Genomic DNA, 21,308 nt, shown 5'->3' on the forward strand with positions numbered 1-21,308 from the left:
TCGACCGGCGCGGCCGGCCCCGTCCGTCGAGGAGGGGGCCGGCCGCGCCGCTCATTCGAGCAGGTGGGCGCGGAGCGCGTCGAGCTGTTCGGCGGTGACGCCGGCGTGGGTCAGGTAGCCCTCGACCGAGCCGTGGCCGGCGCGCAACTCCGCGAGGAACAGCTCCATCGCCTCGGCGGGGGAGGCCAGGAACGGCGGCGGGGGCTCCTCGGCGTCCGGCAGGGTGGCCCGCACCCAGGCGCTGAACCGCTCGGACGCGGCGGTGCTCAACGCGTAGTCGGCGACGATGTCGTCGTCCGGCACGCCGAGCACGGCCAGCGTGAGCGCGCAGACGATGCCGGTGCGGTCCTTGCCGGCGACGCAGTGCACCACCACCGGCGCGTTGGCGCTGTCGGCGATCAGGCCGACCGCCTCGGCCAGCCCGGCCGTGCCGGTGCGGGCCAGGTCGGCGTAGCGGTCGGCGAGGTAGCGGGCCAGGCTGACCCCGGACGACGAGTATTGCCGGGCGGCCCAGTCCTCGTGCTCCGGGTGGATGTGCCGGTAGGTCAACCCGTCGTAGGCGGGCACCCGGCCGTCGCGTTCCACCTCGGTGGGACGGCGCAGGTCGATCACCGTGCGGATGCCGAGCGCGGTGAACGCCGCCCGGTCGGTCTCGTCGATGCGGTGCAGCGAGTCGGAGCGGTAGAGCCGGCGGCGCCGGACGGCGCGCCCGTCGCGGGCGCGGTAGCCGCCGACGTCGCGGAAGTTGAACAACGCGGGAAAGGGAGTCTCCGGGGCGTCCACAGCTGACACGGTAACGGCCGGCGGCGGCATCGGTGTGCCCCCGCCGGCCGTGGCCGGTGCTGGTGTCAGATCCGGGCCGGGCCGTCCGGCGGCAGCGCGGAGTGGTTCTCGCCGTAGTAGCCGCCGAGCTTGTCCCGGTAGGCCGGGTCGGTGTGGTTGGCCTCGTCGTACTCCGGGGCCGCCTTGATCTGGTCCTTGTCCCGGTCGACGAAGACCTTCTGCGCGTCGTGGTCGACGTGGTTGACGGTGCCGGCCGGCAGCATGACCTTCTTGCCGAAGATCCACGGGCCGGTGTCGACGACCAGGTAGCTGTCGTCGACCTCGTGGCTCGCCTTGTCGATCTTGCCGATGCTGCCGTCGGTGGCCTCGACCTTGTAGCCGGTGAGGTCCGCGCTGGCCACGCCGGCCTCGTCGCGGTAACGCCACGGGTCGAACGCGCCGGCGGGCGCGCCGCCCGCGTAGGCGCCCTGGCCGCCGTCGGCGACCGGGTCGGTGGTGCCGTGCGTGGTGTGCGGGTCCAGCCTGTCCATAGGGGTGACTCCTGTCCCGGCGGGTGCCGTCGTGGGGAGCGAATGTGTCGTTGCTGCGTCGGTTCATACCCGTTGGCCGACTTTTCAATCCCGCACCGGCGTCCCGGAATGTGGATTGAGGCTCCCACCCAGCGGCGGAAGTGGCAGAGTACCGGTCGTGACCAGCTCCGTCCTGATCATTAGCAGCTAGCGCGCCGGCCTTTCCCCTCGCCGAGCGCGCAGACCTCCCGCATCCGCGGGGGGTCTTTTTGTTGCTCTCCCCAGGCACGAGAAGAGGACTCCGATGACCTTCCAGGTGTACGACACGACGCTGCGCGACGGCGCGCAGCGCGAAGGGCTCAGCTACTCGGTGGTCGACAAGCTGGCGGTGGCCCGCCTGCTCGACGACCTCGGGGTCGGCTTCATCGAGGGCGGCTGGCCGGGCGCGGTGCCCAAGGACACCGAGTTCTTCCGCCGCGCCCGCACCGAGCTGACGCTGCGGCACGCGGTCCTGGTCGCGTTCGGCGCCACCCGTAAGGCGGGTCGGGCGGTCGAGGACGACCCGCAGGTGCGCGGGCTGCTCGACGCGGGGACCCCGGCCGTGGCGCTGGTGGCGAAGGCGGACCTGCGGCACGTCGAGCGGGCGCTGCGCACCACCGCCGAGGAGAACCTGGCGATGGTCCGCGACACCGTGGCGTACCTGGTGGCGCAGGGGAGGCGCGTCTTCGTCGACGGGGAGCACACGTTCGACGGCTTCCGCCACGATCCCGGCTACACCGCAGCCGTGGCGCAGGCCGCGCTGGCCGCCGGCGCCGAGCGGTTCGTGCTCTGCGACACCAACGGCGGCATGCTGCCGTCCCAGGTCACCGCCGCGATCGAGGACCTGGTCGCGCGGACCGGGATCGCGCCGGAGCGGCTCGGCATGCATGCCCAGAACGACACCGCCTGCGCGGTGGCCAACACCCTCGCCGCGGTCGAGGCCGGCGTCCGGCACGTGCAGGGCACCGCCAACGGGTACGGCGAGCGCCCCGGCAACGCGGATCTGTTCGCGATCGTCGCCAACCTCCAGCTCAAGCTCGGCATGCCCGTCCTACCGGAGGGCTGCCTGGAACAGATGGTGCGGGTCTCGCACGCCATCGCCGAGATCGCCAACATCGCCCCCGACACCCACCAGGCCTACGTCGGGGCCGCCTCCTTCGCCCACAAGGCGGGGCTGCACGCGAGCGCGATCAAGGTCGACCCGTTGCTCTACAACCACGTGGACCCCGCCGTGGTGGGCAACGACATGCGGATCCTGGTGACCGAGATGGCCGGCCGGGCCAGCATCGAGCTCAAGAGCCGCGAGCTGGGTCTGGACCTGGCCGGCCATCCGGACGCGCTGTCCCGGGTCACCGGCCGGGTCAAGGAGTTGGAGGCCGGCGGCTGGTCGTTCGAGGCCGCCGACGCGTCGTTCGAGCTGCTGGTCCGCTCGGAGCTGCCGGACGCGGCGCCGGTCCGGCCGTTCGCGCTCGAGTCGTACCGGGTCCTCGTCGAGCACCGCGAGGACGGCGCGGTGGTCTCCGAGGCGACCGTCAAGATCCGGGTACGCGGGGAGCGGGTGATCGCCACCGCCGAAGGCAACGGCCCGGTCAACGCGCTCGACGAGGCGCTGCGGGTCGGGCTGGCCCGGCACTACCCGGAACTGCGCGAGTTCGAGCTGGCCGACTACAAGGTCCGCATCCTGGAAGGCAGTCACGGCACCGGCGCGGTGACCCGGGTGCTTGTGGAGACCGCCGGCGCCGGCCGGGACTGGACCACGGTCGGGGTGCACCCCAACGTGGTGGAGGCGAGCTGGCACGCCCTCGTCGACGCGCTCACCTACGGCCTCGACAAGGCGGGGGCCCCGCTCAACGCCGCCGGTAGCGGAAGGGGCCCCGCCTGACGTCCCGGCCGCTCAGGCCGCCGGCAGCCGCAGCTCGGTCAGCAGTGCCCGGTGGTCGCTGCCGGGCACCGGCCAGGTGCCGGCGGCGCGCACCGCGATGCGCCGGTCGACCAGCACGTGGTCGATGGTGACCGGCGGGATCGGGTCGCCGTCGTAGGGGCCCCACGTGCCGGCCAGCCCGGCGCCGGCCGCGTCGGCGGCGTCGGTGTAGCCGGTGTCGATCAGCGCGCGCAGCGCGGCGTGGTCCAGGGTGGCGTTGAAGTCGCCGGCCAGCACGCTCAGACCGGCGTTCGGGGTGGCCGGCGGCTGGGCCCGCTGGTCGGTCCACCACTCCGGCACCGCGTCGAATTCGTACGGCGCGCCCGGGTGCGCCGACTCCACCCGCAGCGGCGGCGCTCCCGGCACCGTCACTGTCGCGTACGCCTGGGTGAGGAAGTATCTCCGGTGGCGGCGGTGGCCGGGATCGCGCAGCGGATGGCGGGCGTACAGGCCGGAGCCGAAGGCGCCCGCCTCCGGGGTCAGCGACCGGTACGGCAGCAGGGTGGCCAGGCCCAGCCGGTCCAGGTCGGCGGCGAGCTGCGGGGTGAGTTCCTGGACGGTGAGCACGTCCACCCGGTGCGCCCGGACCAGTGCCACCAGCGCCGCCGCGTCGGCCGAGCCCAGCCGGAGGTTGGCGGTGAGCAGCCGCAGCGCCGGGCCGTTCGCGGCCGGCTGGTCGTCGGCGAACGCGCGGGGCGCCACCGCGCCGACCAGCGCCAGCGCGGCCAGCGCCGCGACCACCGCACCGGCGCGGCGCCGCAGCGCGAGCGCCAGCACCGCGACGGCCGGCGCCACCGCGGCGACGTACGGCGTGAAGGCCGTCGTCAGCACCAGCGGGCCTCGTTCCAGCCCGGTCAGGCGCAGCAGCGCCCAGGCGGCGACCGGCGCGGTCGTCAGCCAGCAGGCCGCCGTCGTCCACCGGCCGCCGCGGGTGCCGGCACGCGGGCGAGCGTTCACCGTGATCACGCCGGTCACCCTACCGAGGCCCGCGAAGCGGTTTTGTGAATGGTCGAGCGCTTCCTTCTCACAATTTCCGGCACGTTCGGAAACGGTCACTGACACGCGTTAGGCGCTATTGACCACCCCATTTCCCGGTGTTAGGTTCCACCTGTTGAGGCACTCAACTCTCCGTAGTAAGACCAGTTCAGCAGCGGTGCGCTCCCACACGGGTCCTCGATGATCCGCAATTGTTCGCGCCCGCCGTATCACCACGGTCAAAAAAGGGAGATCTGTCATGGCTACATTCTTCAAGCGAAAGGCCACGGTGGTGGCGCTCGCCGCGCTGTCCCTCACCGTGGCCGGTGGCGGGATCGCGGTCGCCGCCCAGCCCGAGGCGAAGCCGGGTCAGCCGGCCCGGGCGGGCGGTCAGCCGGCGGTCGGCGCGACCGAGCAGCGGGCGGCCCGGTCCGCCATGCGCGCCACCCTGGCGCCCCCGGCCGCGGGCCAGGTCGCCTGGGCGGTGGTGTCGTCCACCGGAACGCTGCTGCAGCACTCCGGCAACGTGGTGTCCGCGTTCCGGTTCGCGCCCGGGCCGGACGTGTCCCCGGGCCAGTACCAGGTGCTGCTCGACTACGACGTGAGCCACAAGGCGTACGTGGCGACCGTCGGCACCAACGACCCGAACAACGTCCCGCCCGGCGGCGAGGTGTCCGTCGCGCCGCGTTACCTGATCCCGAACGCGGTCTTCGTGCAGACCCGCACCTCCGGCGGTTCCTTCTCGCCCCGGCCGTTCCACCTCGTGGTCACCAGCTGACCTGCGCCACCACGCACCGGCCCTCGCCGAGACGGGGGCCGGTGTCGTGGTCCGTCCCGGTCCGGTGCGCCCCGCACCGGTTCGCGCCGTTGCCGCCGGATCGGGGAGGTCCTCCCGGTCCGGCCCGCCCCGGGCCGTCCTGGGGCTGATAATCCGACGTTTGTCGCGGCTCCGCCCCGGGAAGCAAGCACCGTGACGGACATCTCGGACACCCTGGCCAGCGTGCCCACCCCGGTCGATGCGGACGCGAGCGGCGTCGAGCTGGACCAGACCCTCTTCGAGGTCAAACGCGTGATCGTCGGGCAGGACCGGCTCGTCGACCGCCTGCTCACCGCGCTCGTCGCCGACGGCCACTGCCTGCTGGAGGGCGTGCCGGGGGTGGCCAAGACGCTCGCCGCGCAGACGCTCGCCACAGTGGTCGGCGGCACGTTCTCCCGGATCCAGTTCACCCCCGACCTGGTCCCGTCGGACATCGTCGGCACCCGGATCTACCGGGCGTCCACCGAGGCGTTCGATGTGGAGCTGGGACCGATCATGGCGAACCTGGTGCTCGCCGACGAGATCAACCGGGCCCCGGCCAAGGTGCAGTCGGCGCTGCTCGAGGCGATGGCCGAGCGGCAGGTCTCCATCGCCGGGCGGAGCTGGCCGGTGCCCGACCCGTTCCTGGTGCTGGCCACCCAGAACCCGATCGAGTCGGAGGGGGTCTACCAGCTTCCGGAGGCGCAACGGGACCGGTTCCTCATGAAGGTCGTGGTCGACTACCCGAGCGACGCCGACGAGCTGGCGATCCTCTACCGGATGAGCACGGAACGGCCCACCGCCCGCCCGGTGCTCGACCCGGTCCGGCTGCGCGAGCTGCAACGCCGCGCGGCCGACGTCTTCGTCCACCACGCGCTGGCCGAGTACGTGGTCCGGCTCATCCTGGCCACCCGCGACCCGGGCCGCTTCGGCCTGCCCGAGATCGCGCCGCTGCTGGCGTACGGGGCGAGCCCCCGCGCCACGCTCGGGCTGGTGGCCGCCGCCCGCGCCCACGCGTTGATCCACGGCCGGGACTACGTGCTGCCCGAGGACGTGCGCGAGTTGGCGGTGGACGTGCTGGCGCACCGGCTGGTGCTCTCCTTCGACGCGGTGGCCGACGGGGTCTCCGGCGAGGACGTGGTGCGTCGCCTGGTCGAGGCGGTGCCGCCGCCCCGACTGGTGACCGGACCCGCGCCGACGGCGCCGGACCTGGCGGCGGCGTGACCCGGCGGCCCGCTCCCGCCACCGCGCCGGCCCGGTTCGGCCCGGCCGCCCCCGCGCCGACCGGTCCCGGTTCGGCCGCCGCCCGCCCGGGCCTCGGCGTCACCGATCCGGGGATCGCCGACCTCGCCCCCGACCAGCGGCTGCGGCGGTTGGAGCTGACCGTGACCCGGCGGCTCGACGGGCTGCTGCACGGCCGTTACCGGGGCCTGCTGCCCGGTCCCGGCAGCGAGGCGGCCGGCAGCCGGGAGTACCGCCCCGGCGAGGACGAGGTGCGCCGGATGGACTGGGCGGTGACCGCGCGGACCACCGTGCCGCACGTGCGGGAGGTCGACGCCGACCGGGAGCTGACCACCTGGCTGCTCGTCGACGCCAGCGCCAGCATGGAGTACGGCACCTCCACACTGGACAAGCGGGAGCTGGCGGTGGCGGCGGTGGCCTGCGTCGGCTTCCTCACCGCCGGGGTGGGCAACCGGCTCGGCGCCCAGGTGCTCACCTCCGACGGGCTGCGCCGGTTCCCGGCCCGCAGCGGGCGCATCCATCTGCTCGGGATGCTCCGCGCGTTGCTCGACGCCCCGCGTACCGACGATCCGCCGGAGCCGCGCGCGCCGGGCCGGGCCGGCGGACGCGGCGCGCCCCCGGCCTCGGGCCTGGTCGACGGCCTGGCCGGGCTCCAGCGGGTGGCCGCCCGGCGAGGGCTGGTGGTGGTGGTCTCCGACTTCCTCGACGAACTGCCCGACGATCCGGACGCGGCGCCGCCCTGGGCGGCCGCGCTCCGCCGACTGGCGGTACGGCACCAGGTGCTCGCCGTGGAGGTGACCGACCCGCGCGAGCTGGAGCTGCCGGACGTCGGACTGGTCACCCTCGTCGACCCGGAGACCGGGCGGCACCGCGAGGTGTGGACCGGCGACCCGGCGCTGCGCGAGCGGTACGCGCGGGCCGCCGCCGCCCAACGCGACCAGGTGCGCCGCACCCTGCACCGGGCCGGCGCCACCCACCTGGCGCTGCGCACCGACCGGGACTGGTGCGCGGACGTCGTCCGGCACGTGCACGAGCAGCGCCGGCTGGCCACCGCGCCGGCCGCGGCCCGGGGAGGTGCCGCGTGAGCTGGCAGTCGCCCGCCCGGCTCTGGCTGCTGCTCGCGGTCGCCGCGCTGGTCGCCGGCTATCTGGTGGTGCAGCGCCGGCAGAGCCGGTACGCGGTCCGCTTCACCAACCTGCGCCTGCTGGACCGGGTGGCCCCACGCCGGCCGGCCTGGCGGCGGCACGTCCCGGCGGGTCTCTTCCTCGGCATGCTGGCGTTGCTGGTGGTCGGGTTCGCCCGGCCCGAGGCCGAGGTGCGGGTGCCCCGGGAGCGGGCCACCGTGATGGTCGCGGTGGACGTGTCCACCTCGATGCTCGCCGGTGACGTGGACCCGGACCGGCTGACCGCGGCGAAGGAGGCCGGCCGGAAGTTCGTGGACGGGCTGCCGGACGAGTTCAACGTGGGGCTGGTGGCGTTCGCCGGCAGCGCGGCGGTGCTGGTGCCGCCGAGCACCGACCGGGAGGCGTTGCACGAGGGGATCGAGCGGCTCGCCGAGGGGATCACCGGCGTGCAGGGCACCGCGATCGGCGAGGCGATCAGCACCTCGCTGGGCGCGGTGAAGAGCCTGGACGCCACGGCCGCGAAGGACCCGCCGCCGGCCCGGATCATCATCCTCTCCGACGGCGCGAACACCTCCGGGATGGACCCGATGGAGGCGGCCGACCAGGCGGTGGCGGCCAAGGTCCCGGTGCACACCATCTCCTTCGGCACGCCCGGCGGCTCGGTGGACCGGGGCGGCCGGGCGATCCAGGTGCCGGTGGACGGGCAGACGCTCAAAGCGGTCGCCGAGGAGACCGGCGGCGGCTTCCACGAGGCGTCCACCAGCCGCGAGCTGAAGGACGTGTACGAGGACATCGGCACCTCGGTGGGCTACCGCACGCAACGGCAGGACATCTCCGCCCGCTTCATCGGCCTCGGGCTGGTCCTGGCCATGGGCGCCGCCGCCGGATCGCTGCGGTGGTTCTCCCGACTGCCCTGACCGCGCTTTGCGAGGCGGACGACGCACGACACGTGAGGAGCCAGGCATGGCAGTGCAGACCGGACTCGGTGAGCCCCGCGGCCCGTGGTTCGTCTCGCCCGAGCTGGACCCGGACGGGCGCGGCGGCTGGTCCGACGTACCCGGATCCGGCGGGCCGGCGGGGCGGCGGAGCTGGCACGGTCGGTTGCTGAGCGCGGCGGCGGTGGTGGCGCTCTCCACCGTCTCCGGCGCGGCGGCCGGCACCTGGGCGGCCGACCGGGACGCGCCGGGCCCGTCGGCGGCGTCCGCCGCCCCGGTGCCGGCCGAGCTGGTCACCGCCGCCGGCAAGACGGTGCCCGGGGTGGTCTCGGTGATGGTCGGGGGGAGGTCCGGCGCCGGGGCGTCCGGCTCCGGCTTCGCCATCGACAACGAGCAGCACATCGTCACCAACGACCACATCCTGGCCCGCGGCGGCTCCGGGCCGGTGACGGTGGAGACCTCGGACGGGCGCCGCCTCGCCGCCGAGGTGGTGGGTCGGGCGCCGGACAGCGACCTGGCGGTGCTCAAGGTGCCCGCGTCGGCCGGGCTGCCACCGCTGCCGCTGGCCAGGGCGAACGCGACCCGGGTGGGCGAGCCGGTGCTGGCGGTCGGCTCGCCGCTCGGGCTCTCCGGCACGGTCACCGCCGGTATCGTCAGCGCGCTCAACCGGCAGGTGCGGATCGGCAACGGCCGGCACACCGCGGTGCAGACCGACGCCTCCATCAACCCGGGCAATTCCGGCGGGCCGCTGGTGAACGCGCGCGGCGAGGTGGTCGGGGTGAACACCGCCATCGCCACCATCGACGGGAACGGCTCGATCGGCATCGGCTTCGCCATTCCGATCGACCAGGTGCAGCAGACCGCCGACACGATCATCGGCAAGGGGGGCTGAGCTGCGCGGACGGCCCGAAAACTGTCGGATATCCGGCGTGGGAGCATCGGACCATGGAAATATTACGCTGAGTATGAATACTGGCGGAGGTGGAGCAAGCTGTCATCGCGGCCCTCCTCCTGGTGGGCCTGGTCATCGGCGCCGGAGTCGGCGCGGCGTACGCCCGTGCCCAGCGCGGCTGGAAGGACTATCAGACGGTCCGGACCAGCGTGCCGGGCGCGCGGCGCAACGCGTGGTCGGCGATCCGCGCGGTGGCCGTCAAGGCCGCCGTGATCGCCCTGCTGCTGGTCGGCGCCGCCGCGTACGCGGCGTCCGGCTCGGACGAGGAGCGGGCCGGCCCCGCCCCGACGGTGACCCCGAGCCCGAGCCACCGCCCGGGGCGCTAGCCTCGGGGCGTGGACGACGGACTGCGGGTGACCGACCGGCTCGTGGTGCCGGCCGCCGAGCTGCGGGAGCGGTTCTCCCGGTCCTCCGGGCCCGGTGGGCAGGGCGTCAACACCACCGACTCCCGGGTGGAGCTGAGCTTCGACCTGGCCGGTTCGCCGAGCGTGCCGGAGGCGCTGCGGGAACGCGCCCTCGGTCGGCTCGCCGGCCGGCTGGTCGACGGCGTGCTGACGGTGGCGGCCAGCGAGCACCGCGCGCAACTGGCCAACCGGGAGGCCGCCCGGGAGCGGATGGCGGCGCTGCTGCGCGAGGCGGTCGCCCCGCCACCGAAGGCGCGTCGACCGACCCGCCCGTCGCGGGGCGCGAAGGAGCGCCGGCTGGCCGACAAGAAGCGGCAGTCGCAGCGCAAGCGGGATCGGGGCCGTCCGGAGGATTGAGCCAAGGGCTTCGAAGCGCTTCAATGCGTACGGGAGCGTCAGGGCCGTCACCGACCGATCGTCACGTGACAGGAGTCCCCCACGCATGTCCCGAAACCGCCTGCGCGCCGCACTGACCGCGGTCACCGCACTGCTTTTCCTGCTCACCCTCGGCCCGGCTCTCGTCTCCACCGCCCCACCCGCCGTCGCGGCCGCCGCCCCGGTCCGCGTCATGCCGCTCGGTGACTCCATCACCGGCTCGCCCGGCTGCTGGCGCGCCGTGCTCTGGAACCGCCTCCAGTCCACCGGCTACACCGACGTCGACTTCGTCGGCACCCTCGGCCCGCAGGGCTGCGGCGTCACCTACGACGGCGACAACGAGGGCCACGGCGGCTACCTGGCGACGAACATCGCCAACCAGAACCTGCTCCCCGGCTGGCTCGCCGCCACCCACCCCGACGTGGTGCTGATGCACCTCGGCACCAACGACGTGTGGAGCAACATCGCGCCGGCCACGATCCTGGCCGCGTACTCGAAGCTGGTGGACCAGATGCGGACCGCCAACCCGGCCACCACCGTGCTGGTCGCGAAGATCATCCCGATGAATCCGTCCAGCTGCCCGGAGTGCGGGCAGCGGACGATCGCGCTCAACGCCGCCGTCGACGGCTGGGCGGCCGGGAAGACCACCGCCGCCTCGCCGATCGTGGTGGTGGACCAGTGGACCGGCTTCAACACCGCCACCGACACCTACGACGGGGTGCACCCGAACGCCGCCGGCGACCAGAAGATGTCCGACCGGTGGTATCCGGCGCTGACCGCCGCGCTGCGCCGGACCACCCCGACGCCCAGCCCGACGCCGACGCCCACGCCGACCTCGACGCCGACCGGCTCACCGACGCCGACGCCCACCGGCTCGACGACCGGGCCGCCGCACCCGGCCGACAGCCCGTCGCCGACGCCGACCGTCGGTGGCTGCGTCGCCACCTGGCGCACCGTCGGGCAGTGGCCGGGCGGCTTCCAGGCCGAGATCACGGTCCGCAACAACGGCGCCGTGCCGATCCCGTACTGGGTGGTCCGGTTCTCGCTCACCGGCGGCCAACGGATCACCCAATCCTGGAGCGCCCAGCTCGCGCAGGGCGGAACCGCGGTCACCGCGCGCAGCGCGACCTGGAACGGCGCGCTGGCCCCGGGTGCCGAGGCGACGTTCGGCTTCCTGGCCGATGGCGCGGTCCCGAATCCGGTGCCGCTGCCGGCCTGCGCCCTTGGCTGAGGGCAGGCCTCCGGTTCGCCGATCCGGCTCGCCGATCCGGCGGGCGGAGGCGGCCGGGCCCATCGGTCGTCACGTGGCGTGACGGCGGGAAGAGGGGCACCACTTTTCCGCGGTATGCCTCCTGGTCATAATTATGACCAGGAGGCATACGGGTCGGGAGCGCGAATCTCCCGCCACTCGACACGCCCGGCGGCACCTCGACGTCGGCTCGGCGCGCGGGCCGCACCGCGCCCGCCGGACGAGCGGTCTCAGGCCGGCGCGGCGCGGTCCAGCGCGGCGAGCAGACGGGCCCGCAGGCGGGCGGCCCGCTCGGCGAAACCGCGCTGGGCGGTGGCGTACTCCGCCCGGCCCTCCGGGGTCTCCACCCGCACCGGCGGGTGGCCCAGGTCGGCCAGGTCGTACGGGCTGGCCCGCATGTCCAGCTCGCGGATCTCCCGGGCCAGCGCGAACGCGTCCGCCACCAGCTCCGACGGCACCAGCGGGGAGAGCTTGTAGGACCACTTGTAGAGATCCATGTTGGCGTGCAGGCAGCCGGGCTGCTCCAGCGCGTGCTGGCTCTCCCGGCTCGGCTGCAGCACGTTGAGCGGCCGGGCCGGCGCGGTGAAGAACCGGAACGCGTCGAAGTGGCTGCACCGGACGCCGCGTTCCTCGACCACCGCCGCCGTCGCCGCCGGGCTCAGCCGCAGCGGCCAGGCGTTGTGCCGCACCTGCTCCTGGGTCTGCCGGTAGACCATCGCCCACTCGTGCATGCCGAAGCAGCCGAAGTGCGCCGGCCGCCCGGCGGTCGCCGCCAGCAGCGCACGGATCCAGGCGATCGACTCGGCGCGACGCGCGCGTACCCGCTCGGTGTCGAGGGTGAGCCCGGCGGCGCTCGCGGTGTAGTCCGCGCCGAAACCGGCCGGGTCGGCGTCGCGCAACACCACGCCCGCGCCCGGATGCCAGCGGCGCAGCTGGGCCGGGCGGTGCGAGTAGTAGGTGAAGAGGAAGTCCGCCACCGGGTGCTTCACCCCGGCGCGACGGCGGGCCAGGTGCGGCGCCAGCCAGGCGTCGACCCGCTCCTCGTGGTCGCGCCGGCGGGCGTGCCAGTCGGCCGCGTCGAGCACGGCGGCGGGGGCGAGGGCGGCGGTCACCGACCCAGGGTACGACCGCCGCCCGGCCCCTCGTCAGTCCACGTCCACCCGCACGCCGGCGGAGAACACGCCGCTGCGCAGCTCCAACTGCTTCGGCGGCTGCGCCCCGTGCACGGTGAACACCAGCGGCAGCAGGACCCGCCGCCCGGCGGCCACCGGTTGGGCGAACACGTCCCGGCCGAGGTTCGCCACCCGGGTGGCGTTCTCGTCCGCGGCCACCCAGTTGCCGCTGGGCAGGTACGCGCGCTGCAACTGCCCGTGCCAGGTCTGCTGCTCCGAGGTGACGTTGCGCACGCCCACCGTGGCCAGGCAGGGCTGCCCGCCGCCCGGGGCCGCCGGCACCACACCCGCGCCGCAGCTCATCCGGTAGACGGTGAACTCGAACGCGGTCTCCCGCAGCGGCACCCCCAGCCCGCCGTTGACCGTGCTGCCCACCCACGCGCCGCTGGTCGGCTGCTTGGTGGTGTCCATCGCGGCGACCCGCTGCGTGGCGGTCCACGCCGCCGCGCCGACCACGCCGGCCAGCACCGCCGCCGCCACGCCGACCGCCAGCCAGACCGGCGGCCGGCGACGCCGGGAGGCGGGCGTGGGGAGTGCCGGCCGCGGGTAGATCGTGCCCCGGTCGTCCGGGCCGCCCACCCCGGCGGCGACCGGCGTCCCGCCGGCACCCGACGGACCTTGCCGGCCGGTCCCGGCAGCGCCCGTCGGACCGGTCGGACCCGCGCCGGCCCGGGCCACACCCGCCGGCGCGCTGCGGGCGCGCTGCCGGCGGCGTCGCGCCGCCCACCAGAGCACCCCGCCGGCGACCACCAGCACCGCGGCGAACGCGGCCAGCAGCACCGGCGGGCGGCGCCAGGCCGGTGCCGCCGTCGCCTGCGCCGCCGGGGCGGTGGCGGTGCCCACCCAGGTCGCCGTGGCGCAGTCGTACGGCCGGGTGCCGTCGGTGCCGTAGACGCAGGTGGGTGCGGTCACCGAGCGGCCCGGTCCGGTCACCGCGAGCGCGGTGTGCAGCGCGGTGGTGCTCCGCGCCGGCAGCCGCAGCCGCCAGGTGACCTCGCCGGCGGTCGCCCCGACCGGGCCGGTGGCCTGCCCGCCGCCGGTCACCGTGGTGGCCCGGGAACCGCTCGGCAGCTCCTGCCGCACCATCGTCTCGACCGGTGCCGTACCGGCGTTGCGGACCTCGATCCGGTAACCCGGAGCCGGAGTGCCGGCCGCGCCGACGGCCACGCTGACCGGTGGCATCGTCGGCTGGACCGGCGCCGGTCCGGTGGTCGGCACCGCCGGGGGCACCGCCGGCACGCCGGTCGGGATCGGGGTGGCCGCCGTGGCCGGCCGGGCGGGTGCGGCGACCGCGGCCGGCGGCGGGGCGGGCCGGGTGGCCGCAGCCTCCGCCCGGGGCGCCGCCGGGGGCAGCGCGGGCACGGCGGCGATGACGCCGAGGCAGTTCACGAGCACTGCCAGGGTCCTGTGGTGTCGTCTCGATGCAGGCATACCAACGAACCTCCGGAACCGAAGCTATGGGCCGGGGGCCGTCGGGCGGGTACGAAGGCGGCATTCCCGCCCCGGCCGGCGGGATCCGGCGTACCCTGGCGCGCTCGACCGCGAGCGGCGTCACCTGCCGGTGTCCGGCGGACGGTCCGGCGGACCGGGATAGATTGGCCGGGTGCGTATCGCTCGTTTCGCTCATGCCAAGGGAATGTCGTTCGGGGTCGTCGAGGGCGAGATGGAGGCCGGGCCGCAGGGCCTGACCATCGCCGAGATCGAGGGCCACCCGTTCGGGCAGATCCAGTTCTCCGGCGCCCGGTGGGCGCTCTCCGACGTCCGGCTGCTGTCACCGATCCTGCCCAGCAAGGTGGTGTGCGTCGGCCGCAACTACGCCGAGCACGCCGCCGAACACGGCAGTGAGGTGCCGAAGGAGCCGCTGCTCTTCCTCAAGCCGTCCACCTCGGTGATCGGCCCGCGCGACGCCATCCGCCTGCCGATCTTCTCCAAGCAGGTCGAGCACGAGGCGGAACTCGCCGTGGTGATCGGCGCCCCCGGCGCCCGGCGCGCCGACCGGGCCGCCGCCGAGCGGGCCATCTTCGGCTACACCTGCGCCAACGACGTCACGGCGCGTGACCTCCAGCGCTCCGACGGGCAGTGGACCCGGGCCAAGGGCTTCGACTCGTTCTGCCCGATCGGTCCGTGGATCACCACCGGGCTGGACGTCCGCGACCTGGAGATCCGCTGCGAGGTGGGGCGTGATCCGGAGGAGATGGAGGTGCGTCAGCTCGGCCGGACGAAGGACATGGTGTTCGACGTGCCCGGCCTGGTGTCGTACGTCTCGCACGTGATGACGCTGCTGCCCGGCGACGTGGTGCTCACCGGCACCCCGGCGGGGGTTAGTCCGCTCACCGAGGGGGATACGGTCACCGTGCGGATCGAGGGGATCGGGGAGCTGAGCAACCCGGTGGTCCCGGTCGCCTGATCCGGCGCCGATGCCTCGTTTCCGCAGCTCACGTGCGGTTCGGGGGGTTGGATTTGGCCTGTCGGCACCGGGAGGGTAAAGTTCATTCCCGGCGCCGCAAGGGGCCAATGGGGTATGGGGTAATTGGCAGCCCGACTGATTCTGGTTCAGTTAGTCTAGGTTCGAGTCCTGGTACCCCAGCGCAGCCGCGGGTTCGCGAGAATCCCGGCCGCTGGATTCCGGCAGTTGCCGCTGCCGGAGTGCACGAAAAGTTCTGGCCCCGTCGTCTAGTGGCCCAGGACGCCGCCCTCTCAAGGCGGTAGCGCCGGTTCGAATCCGGTCGGGGCTACAGCACCGTCAGCCCGTCCCGTTACTCGGGGCGGGCTGTTCTGCTGTTCGGCCCTCGTGCGGGGGTGACCCCCCTCGGCGGCGCCGGACGTGGTGCCGCTAGACTACTGCCGCACCGCCCGCGCGGGTGGTGAAGCAGGAAAAGTGCCTGGCCCCGTCGTCTAGTGGCCCAGGACGCCGCCCTCTCAAGGCGGTAGCGCCGGTTCGAATCCGGTCGGGGCTACGTTTCGAACGGCCCGTCTCGCGGAGCGAGACGGGCCGTTCGCCGTTCCGGGTGGGTCAGAGGCCGGAGAGGCGTTGGCCGGCGCGGACGACGGCCATGGCGTGGCGTTCGCCGGGGCGGCGGCCGAGCCGCTCGATCGGGCCGGAGATGCTGACCGCCGCGATCACCCGGCCCGTCCGGTCCCGGATCGGCGCCGAGACGCTCGCCACACCGGCCTCCCGCTCGGCCACGCTCTGCGCCCAGCCACGCCGGCGCACCTCGGCCAGGGTGCGGCCGGTGAATTTGGCGCGCGGCAGCAGCGGCATGACCGCCTCCGGCGGCTCCCAGGCGAGCAGGATCTGCGCCGCCGAGCCGGCGGTCATCGGTAGCACCGAACCGACCGGGACGGTGTCCCGCAGGCCGCTGGCGCGCTCGGCGGCGGCCACGCAGATCCGCTCGTCGGCGCGGCGCAGGTAGAGCTGGGCGCTCTCCCCGGTGGCGTCGCGCAGCGCGGCGAGCAGCGGCTCGGCCGCGGTGAGCAGCACGTCGGGGGCCGCGTTGGCCAGCTCGCCCAGGCGTGGGCCCGGGCGCCACCGGCCCTGCGTGTCCCGGACGAGCATCCGGTGGATCTCCAGCGCCTGTGCCAGCCGGTGCGCGGTGGCCCGGGGCAGCTTGGTGCGTTCAACGAGTTCGGCCAGGCTGGCGCCGTCGACACAGGCGGCCAGGATGACCACCGCCTTGTCGAGAACGCCGACACCGCTCATACTGTGTCCCACAAGCCGAAATTTACCTCCCAGAATTTAGGATGTCCAGATGGTGGGAGTCACTCGACCGAGGACCCTGGCCGAGAAGGTCTGGGACGCGCACGTGGTCCGCTCCGCCGCCGGCGAGCCGGACCTGCTCTTCATCGACCTGCACCTGCTGCACGAGGTGACCAGCCCGCAGGCGTTCGACGGGCTCCGCCTGGCCGGGCGCGGGGTCCGCCGGACCGACCTGACGATCGCGACCGAGGACCACAACACCCCGACCGGGTACGACGACCCGGCCTTCCGCGCCCGACGCGGCGACCTGCTCACCATCGCGGACCCCACCTCCCGCACCCAGATCGAGACGCTGCGCCGCAACTGCGCCGAGTTCGGCGTACGGCTGCACCCGCTGGGCGACGAGAACCAGGGCATCGTGCACGTCATCGGCCCGCAGCTCGGTCTCACCCAGCCCGGCATGACGATCGTCTGCGGCGACTCGCACACCGCCACCCACGGCGCGTTCGGCGCGCTCGCCTTCGGCATCGGCACCAGCGAGGTCGAGCACGTGCTCGCCACCCAGACGCTGCCGCAGGCCCGGCCGCGGACCATGGCGGTGAACGTGGTCGGCGAACTGGCGCCCGGCGTCACCGCCAAGGACCTGGTGCTCGCGCTGATCGCCCAGGTGGGCACCGGTGGCGGGCGCGGCCACATCGTGGAGTACCGGGGCGAGGCGATCCGCGAACTCTCCATGGAGGGGCGGATGACGATCGCGAACATGTCCATCGAGTGGGGCGCCAAGGCCGGCATGATCGCCCCGGACGAGACCACGTTCGCGTACCTCAAGGGGCGGCCCCACGCGCCCCAGGGGGCCGACTGGGACGCGGCCCTCGAGCACTGGCGGACGCTGCCCACCGACGAGGGCGCGACGTTCGACACCGAGGTGACACTGGACGCGAGCCGGATCACCCCGTTCGTCACCTGGGGCACCAATCCCGGTCAGGGCGCGCCGCTGGGCGCGACCGTCCCGGATCCGGAGGACTTCGTCACCGAGCCGGAGCGGGTCGCCGCCCGGCGGGCGTTGGAATACATGGACCTCACCCCCGGCCTGCCCCTGCGCGACCTCGCCGTGGACGTGGTCTTCGTCGGCTCCTGCACCAACGGCCGGCTGGAGGACCTGCGGGCCGCCGCCGACGTGCTGCGCGGGCGCCGGGTCGCCGACGGCGTACGCATGCTCGTGGTCCCCGGCTCCGCCGCGGTCCGGGAGGCGGCCGAGATCGAGGGGCTGGACCAGGTCTTCACCGACGCGGGCGCCGAGTGGCGGTTCGCCGGCTGCTCGATGTGCCTCGGGATGAACCCCGACACGCTGAAGCCGGGGGAGCGTTCCGCCTCCACGTCCAACCGCAACTTCGAGGGCCGCCAGGGCCGGGGCGGGCGCACCCACCTGGTGTCCCCGCCGGTCGCCGCCGCCACCGCCGTGGTCGGCCGGCTCGCCGCCCCCGCCGACCTGTAGAAGGGCAGCCGAGAGATGGACAAGTTCACCGCACACACCGGCACCGCCGTGCCGCTGCGCCGGTCCAACGTGGACACCGACCAGATCATCCCCGCCGTGTACCTCAAGCGGGTGACCCGGACCGGCTTCGCCGACGGGCTCTTCAACGCGTGGCGGGAGGACCCGGCATTCGTGCTCAACAACCCCGCTTATTCGGGAGCGTCGATTCTTGTCGCCGGCCCCGAGTTCGGCACCGGCTCGTCCCGCGAGCACGCCGTCTGGGCGCTGCGGGACTGGGGCTTCCGGGCGGTGATCTCACCCCGGTTCGGTGACATCTTCCGGGGCAACGCCCTCAAGGAAGGACTCCTTCCGGTGGAGTTGGAATTGAAGGCCGTTGAGGAACTGTGGGATCTGGTGGAATCCGAGCCGACCACCGCCATCACGGTCGACCTCACCGCCCGTGAGGTCCACGCCGGGGACGCCACCTGGGCATTCCCGCTGGACGACCACAGCCGGTGGCGGCTGATGGAGGGCTTGGACGACATTGGACTCACCCTCCGCCACGAGCCCGAGATCGGCGCGTACGAGGCCGGCCGGCCGGCCTTCCTGCCCTCGATCGCCTGACCTCAGAGCCCTTTTCGCCCCCACCGGCCCGACCGGTGGGGGCGAATCCGTTACGACACAAGGGCTTTTTTCCACCGAATGTTTGTGTCCAGGCAGCACAGGGCATACGGTGCGCGCAGAATGGCTCGCGTCGAGTCAGTTGCACAATCGGGAGGAAGTCGTGAACAAGGCCGAGCTCATCGAGGCGCTCGCCGTTCGCCTGGGGGACCGGAAGACGGCGACGGCCGCGCTCGACGCGGTACTCGCTGAGGTCCAGGCGGCGGTCACCAAGGGCGAGAAGGTGGCGATCACCGGTTTCGGAGCGTTCGAGAAGCGCGTCCGTGGGGCCCGAACAGCCCGTAACCCGCGGACCGGCGAGGCGGTGAAGGTCAAGAAGACCTCCGTCCCGACCTTCCGGGCGGGTGCGGGCTTCAAGGAGATGGTGGCCAGCGGGAAGGTTCCGAAGGACACCAGCGCCGCGAAGAAGACCGCAGGCGCCGCCAAGACCACGGCGGCGAAGAAGACCACGGCGGCGAAGACCACCGGGGCCGCCAAGAAGACCACGGCGGCGAAGGCCACCAAGACCGCCGCGGCGAGCAAGAAGGCCGCGCCGGCCAAGAAGGCCGCCGCGACCAAGACGACCGCGGCGGCGAAGAAGACGACCGCGGCGAAGTCCGCCACGGCGAAGAAGACCACCGCGGCCAAGAAGACGACCGCGGCGAAGTCCGCCACGGCGAAGAAGACCACGGCGGCGAAGAAGGCGCCCGCGAAGAAGGCTCCGGCCAAGAAGGCCGCCAGCCGGCGCTGACCGGACGGCCCGCACGAGGGCGCCCACCGTTCGCGGTGGGCGCCCTCGTTCGTGGGTACGCGTTGACCGCCCGCCGCACCGCCCCGCAGAATCGCCGTGCCGAAACCCCCGTCGGTCACGAGAAGAGGCGCCCGTGCGGCACCGTCACCTCTCCACCCTCACGCTCGCCCTGGGCGTCGCGGTTCTGCTGGACGTGCTGCGGGTCTGGCTCCCGTCGGTCATCACCCTCTTCGGCCGGGCCGCCGAGACCCCCGCCGAACTGCTCGGCGCGTTCGCGCTCGGCTGGTTCGTGCTCGCACTCGGCGCGCCGGCACTGGTGCGCCGCCTCGGCGCCCGCCCGGTCGGCCTGGCCGCGGCCGGCGTGCTCGCCGCCGTCCGGCTGGCGCTGACCGCCGCACCCGGTGGCCCCACCCAGCTCTGGCTCGCCTGCGCCGGGCTGCTCGCCGGCCTGGTCTGGCTCGCGTCCGTCGCGGCGTCGGTCGACCGGCCGGTCCCCGGGCTGGCGCTCGGCCTCGCCGGTAACGCGGTCGGGCACGCGCTGCTGGGCACCGAGGACCTGGTCTGGCGCGGCGGAACGCTCGGCTGGACCCTGAGCGCGGCGCTGGTGGCCGCGTTCCTGGTCGCGGCGGTCGCGGACCGGCCGGGGGGACCGGCCGCGCCCCCGGCGGTGGCGGACCGGCCCGCACAGCCGATCGCGCCCTCGACGGATCCCGCGCCGGCTGATCCCGCGCCGGTTGATTCCGCGCCGGTTGATTCCGCGCCGGTTGATTCCGCGCCGGCGGATGCCGCGCCGGTTTCGCCGGTCGGCTCGGCGCCGTCCGCCGAGGTCGCCGGGTCGGTGCCGTCGCCGATATCGGCGGGCGGGCGCCGGGCGTGGCTGCTGTGCGGCCCGGCACTGCTGCTGGCGAACCAGATCGCGCTCGCCCCGGCGGTGTGGTCCGCCGCCGCCGGCGTCGGCCCGTCCGGCTTCCCCGGGCTCGCCCGCCCCGGCGGCGGGACGGTGCTGGGGGCGTACGCGGTCGGGTTGTTCCTCGGGGGCGCGCTGTACCGGCCGCCGGTCCGCCTCGCCCGGGTGGTCTGGCCGGTGGCGTTGTTCGCCGGGGCGGTGCTGTTCGCCGCCGGGCGGCTCGGGCCGGCGTACCTCGTCACCGCCGCCGGTCTCGGTGGTTGCCTGGCGCTGACCGACACGGACGAGCCGGGCCGCGGCGGCGTGGACGGGCGGGCGGCGGCGCGGCGCGGTCGCGCGGCCGTCGCCGGCATGCTCGTGTTCGCGGTGGCCACGATCGTCTACTACGCCGCCTACGACCTGGGGTACCCCAACGGGTGGGTGCCGGTCGCCACGGCCGTCCTCGTGGTCCTGGTGGCGCTCGGCGCGCCGTCCTGGTCGGCGCCGACGCTGTCCGATCCGGTGCGGAACTGGCTTCTCGTCAGCCTGGCGGGGCTGACCGGGCTCGGCATGCAGTCGCATGTCCCGTCGACGACCCCGCCGATCGCCGGCCGGCCGTCGGCGGTACGCGTCACCACCTACAACATCCGGATGGGCTTCGGGCTCGACGGCCGGCTCGACCTGGACGCGGTGGCCCGGCAGCTGCGCGGGTCGGACGTGGTGCTGCTCAGCGAGGTCGACCGGGGCTGGTGGCTCAACGGTGGCCACGACACGCTGGCGCTGCTGGCCGGGCGGTTGCGGATGCCGTACGTCTTCGCGCCCGCCGCGGACCCGGTCTGGGGCGACGCGGTGCTCAGCCGGTTCCCGGCGCGTTCCGGCCGGACCCGGCCGCTGGCCGCGCACGGCGCGCCGACCGGCGCGCAGGCCCTCGGCGTCACGCTCGACCTCGGCGGCCGGGACCTGGCCGTGGTCGCCACCCACCTGCAGCCGCCGCCCGGCCGCGACCCGGTGGAGCAGGCCCGCGAGGTGGCCGAGTTCGCCGCCGGGTACGCGGCCGGCCGGCCGCTGGTGCTCGGCGGCGACCTGAACACCGAGCCGGGCGCACCGGCGTTCGCCGAGTTCGCCCGCGTCGGCCTGGTGGACGCGCTGGCTGCGGCCCGACCGCTGCGCACCAGCCCGGCCGACGACCCACGCACCGAGATCGACCACGTCTTCGTCTCGCCGGGGCTGACCGCCGCCGAGGTGCGTGCCCCGCGCACCGAGGCCAGCGACCACCTCCCGGTGCGGTTGACCGTGGCGCTGCCCGACCCGCCTTCGCGTTAGGCGGGGCCCCCGCTTAACCGCGCCGGTTAAGCGGGGGCCCC

Annotated in this window: 20 protein-coding genes and 3 tRNA genes; 17 read left to right on the plus strand and 6 right to left on the minus strand. The window is 74.4% G+C overall.

Annotated features, from left to right (window positions below; genetic code table 11):
* Positions 1–51: 51 nt before the first annotated feature.
* Both GA0070213_RS16065 and GA0070213_RS16070 read right to left on the minus strand, forming a co-directional pair.
* Complete coding sequence (locus GA0070213_RS16065) at positions 52–783, minus strand: tyrosine-protein phosphatase (RefSeq protein WP_425412835.1); 732 nt, start codon at positions 781–783, stop codon at positions 52–54.
* Positions 784–848: 65 nt separating this feature from the next.
* Positions 849–1,313 (minus strand): PRC-barrel domain-containing protein, encoded by a 465-nt coding sequence (locus tag GA0070213_RS16070; protein WP_091063928.1) that lies wholly within the window; start codon positions 1,311–1,313, stop codon positions 849–851.
* Between the two features lie 283 nt (positions 1,314–1,596).
* Between GA0070213_RS16070 and cimA the strand changes: the two genes are divergently transcribed.
* Entirely contained in the window at positions 1,597–3,213 is a 1,617-nt protein-coding gene (gene cimA, locus GA0070213_RS16075; protein ID WP_091063931.1) for a citramalate synthase, read from the plus strand.
* A 12-nt stretch (positions 3,214–3,225) separates the two neighbouring features.
* Here the strand turns inward: cimA and GA0070213_RS16080 are convergent, their stop codons facing one another.
* A complete protein-coding gene (locus GA0070213_RS16080; protein ID WP_425412836.1) occupies positions 3,226–4,218 on the minus strand; it encodes an endonuclease/exonuclease/phosphatase family protein in 993 nt (330 codons plus the stop codon).
* A gap of 268 nt (positions 4,219–4,486) precedes the next feature.
* On the opposite strand from GA0070213_RS16080, the gene GA0070213_RS16085 reads away from it, so the two are divergent.
* The 8 genes from GA0070213_RS16085 to GA0070213_RS16120 all read left to right on the plus strand — a co-directional run bounded on the left by GA0070213_RS16085 (position 4,487) and on the right by GA0070213_RS16120 (position 11,286).
* A complete protein-coding gene (locus GA0070213_RS16085; RefSeq protein ID WP_091063933.1) occupies positions 4,487–5,005 on the plus strand; it encodes a hypothetical protein in 519 nt (172 codons plus the stop codon).
* A 192-nt stretch (positions 5,006–5,197) separates the two neighbouring features.
* Entirely contained in the window at positions 5,198–6,247 is a 1,050-nt protein-coding gene (locus tag GA0070213_RS16090) for an AAA family ATPase (RefSeq protein WP_091063936.1), read from the plus strand.
* Positions 6,248–6,360: 113 nt separating this feature from the next.
* Positions 6,361–7,350 carry a DUF58 domain-containing protein gene (locus tag GA0070213_RS16095; protein WP_091064455.1) on the plus strand — a complete coding sequence of 330 codons (990 nt, stop codon included), beginning with the start codon at positions 6,361–6,363 and terminating at the stop codon, positions 7,348–7,350.
* Entirely contained in the window at positions 7,347–8,306 is a 960-nt protein-coding gene (locus GA0070213_RS16100) for a VWA domain-containing protein (RefSeq protein ID WP_091063940.1), read from the plus strand. The genes GA0070213_RS16095 and GA0070213_RS16100 overlap by 4 nt, the downstream gene beginning before the upstream one ends.
* Positions 8,307–8,352: 46 nt before the next feature.
* Complete coding sequence (locus GA0070213_RS16105; protein WP_091063943.1) at positions 8,353–9,216, plus strand: S1C family serine protease; 864 nt, start codon at positions 8,353–8,355, stop codon at positions 9,214–9,216.
* Positions 9,217–9,305: 89 nt separating this feature from the next.
* Positions 9,306–9,602, plus strand: coding sequence for a hypothetical protein (locus tag GA0070213_RS16110; protein WP_091063946.1), 297 nt, complete (start codon positions 9,306–9,308; stop codon positions 9,600–9,602).
* 9 nt (positions 9,603–9,611) lie between these two features.
* On the plus strand, positions 9,612–10,037 hold the full coding sequence (gene arfB / locus GA0070213_RS16115; RefSeq protein ID WP_091063950.1) for an alternative ribosome rescue aminoacyl-tRNA hydrolase ArfB: 426 nt from the start codon (positions 9,612–9,614) through the stop codon (positions 10,035–10,037).
* A gap of 85 nt (positions 10,038–10,122) precedes the next feature.
* Entirely contained in the window at positions 10,123–11,286 is a 1,164-nt protein-coding gene (locus GA0070213_RS16120; protein WP_091063953.1) for a cellulose binding domain-containing protein, read from the plus strand.
* A gap of 248 nt (positions 11,287–11,534) precedes the next feature.
* Here the strand turns inward: GA0070213_RS16120 and GA0070213_RS16125 are convergent, their stop codons facing one another.
* Together GA0070213_RS16125 and GA0070213_RS16130 are read right to left on the minus strand one after the other, a co-directional pair.
* A complete protein-coding gene (locus GA0070213_RS16125) occupies positions 11,535–12,416 on the minus strand; it encodes a 3-methyladenine DNA glycosylase (protein WP_091063957.1) in 882 nt (293 codons plus the stop codon).
* A 33-nt stretch (positions 12,417–12,449) separates the two neighbouring features.
* Positions 12,450–13,907 (minus strand): hypothetical protein, encoded by a 1,458-nt coding sequence (locus GA0070213_RS16130; protein WP_091063960.1) that lies wholly within the window; start codon positions 13,905–13,907, stop codon positions 12,450–12,452.
* Between the two features lie 172 nt (positions 13,908–14,079).
* On the opposite strand from GA0070213_RS16130, the gene GA0070213_RS16135 reads away from it, so the two are divergent.
* The 4 genes from GA0070213_RS16135 to GA0070213_RS16150 all read left to right on the plus strand — a co-directional run bounded on the left by GA0070213_RS16135 (position 14,080) and on the right by GA0070213_RS16150 (position 15,433).
* Positions 14,080–14,883, plus strand: coding sequence for a fumarylacetoacetate hydrolase family protein (locus GA0070213_RS16135; RefSeq protein ID WP_091063963.1), 804 nt, complete (start codon positions 14,080–14,082; stop codon positions 14,881–14,883).
* Positions 14,884–14,991: 108 nt separating this feature from the next.
* Positions 14,992–15,063 (plus strand) — tRNA-Gln (locus GA0070213_RS16140).
* Between the two features lie 75 nt (positions 15,064–15,138).
* Positions 15,139–15,211 (plus strand) — tRNA-Glu (locus tag GA0070213_RS16145).
* A 149-nt stretch (positions 15,212–15,360) separates the two neighbouring features.
* Positions 15,361–15,433 (plus strand) — tRNA-Glu (locus tag GA0070213_RS16150).
* Between the two features lie 56 nt (positions 15,434–15,489).
* Here GA0070213_RS16150 and GA0070213_RS16155 read toward each other — a convergent pair.
* The gene (locus GA0070213_RS16155) at positions 15,490–16,176 is read right to left on the minus strand and encodes an IclR family transcriptional regulator (protein WP_091063967.1); all 687 of its coding nucleotides are present in this window, start codon (positions 16,174–16,176) and stop codon (positions 15,490–15,492) included.
* A gap of 49 nt (positions 16,177–16,225) precedes the next feature.
* Here GA0070213_RS16155 and leuC point away from each other — a divergent pair, with 49 nt between their 5' ends.
* The 4 genes from leuC (at position 16,226) to GA0070213_RS16175 (ending at position 21,267) form a co-directional block, all read left to right on the plus strand.
* Entirely contained in the window at positions 16,226–17,668 is a 1,443-nt protein-coding gene (gene leuC / locus GA0070213_RS16160; RefSeq protein ID WP_091063970.1) for a 3-isopropylmalate dehydratase large subunit, read from the plus strand.
* A 15-nt stretch (positions 17,669–17,683) separates the two neighbouring features.
* Positions 17,684–18,271, plus strand: a complete 588-nt coding sequence (gene leuD / locus GA0070213_RS16165) for a 3-isopropylmalate dehydratase small subunit (RefSeq protein ID WP_091063973.1) — start codon at positions 17,684–17,686, stop codon at positions 18,269–18,271.
* A 160-nt stretch (positions 18,272–18,431) separates the two neighbouring features.
* On the plus strand, positions 18,432–19,058 hold the full coding sequence (locus tag GA0070213_RS16170; protein WP_091063976.1) for an HU family DNA-binding protein: 627 nt from the start codon (positions 18,432–18,434) through the stop codon (positions 19,056–19,058).
* Positions 19,059–19,191: 133 nt separating this feature from the next.
* Positions 19,192–21,267 carry an endonuclease/exonuclease/phosphatase family protein gene (locus tag GA0070213_RS16175; protein ID WP_091063980.1) on the plus strand — a complete coding sequence of 692 codons (2,076 nt, stop codon included), beginning with the start codon at positions 19,192–19,194 and terminating at the stop codon, positions 21,265–21,267.
* The last annotated feature ends 41 nt before the right edge of the window (positions 21,268–21,308 follow it).

Origin of the sequence: Micromonospora humi (assembly GCF_900090105.1) — a bacterium.
Taxonomy (GTDB): Bacteria; Actinomycetota; Actinomycetes; order Mycobacteriales; family Micromonosporaceae; genus Micromonospora; species Micromonospora humi.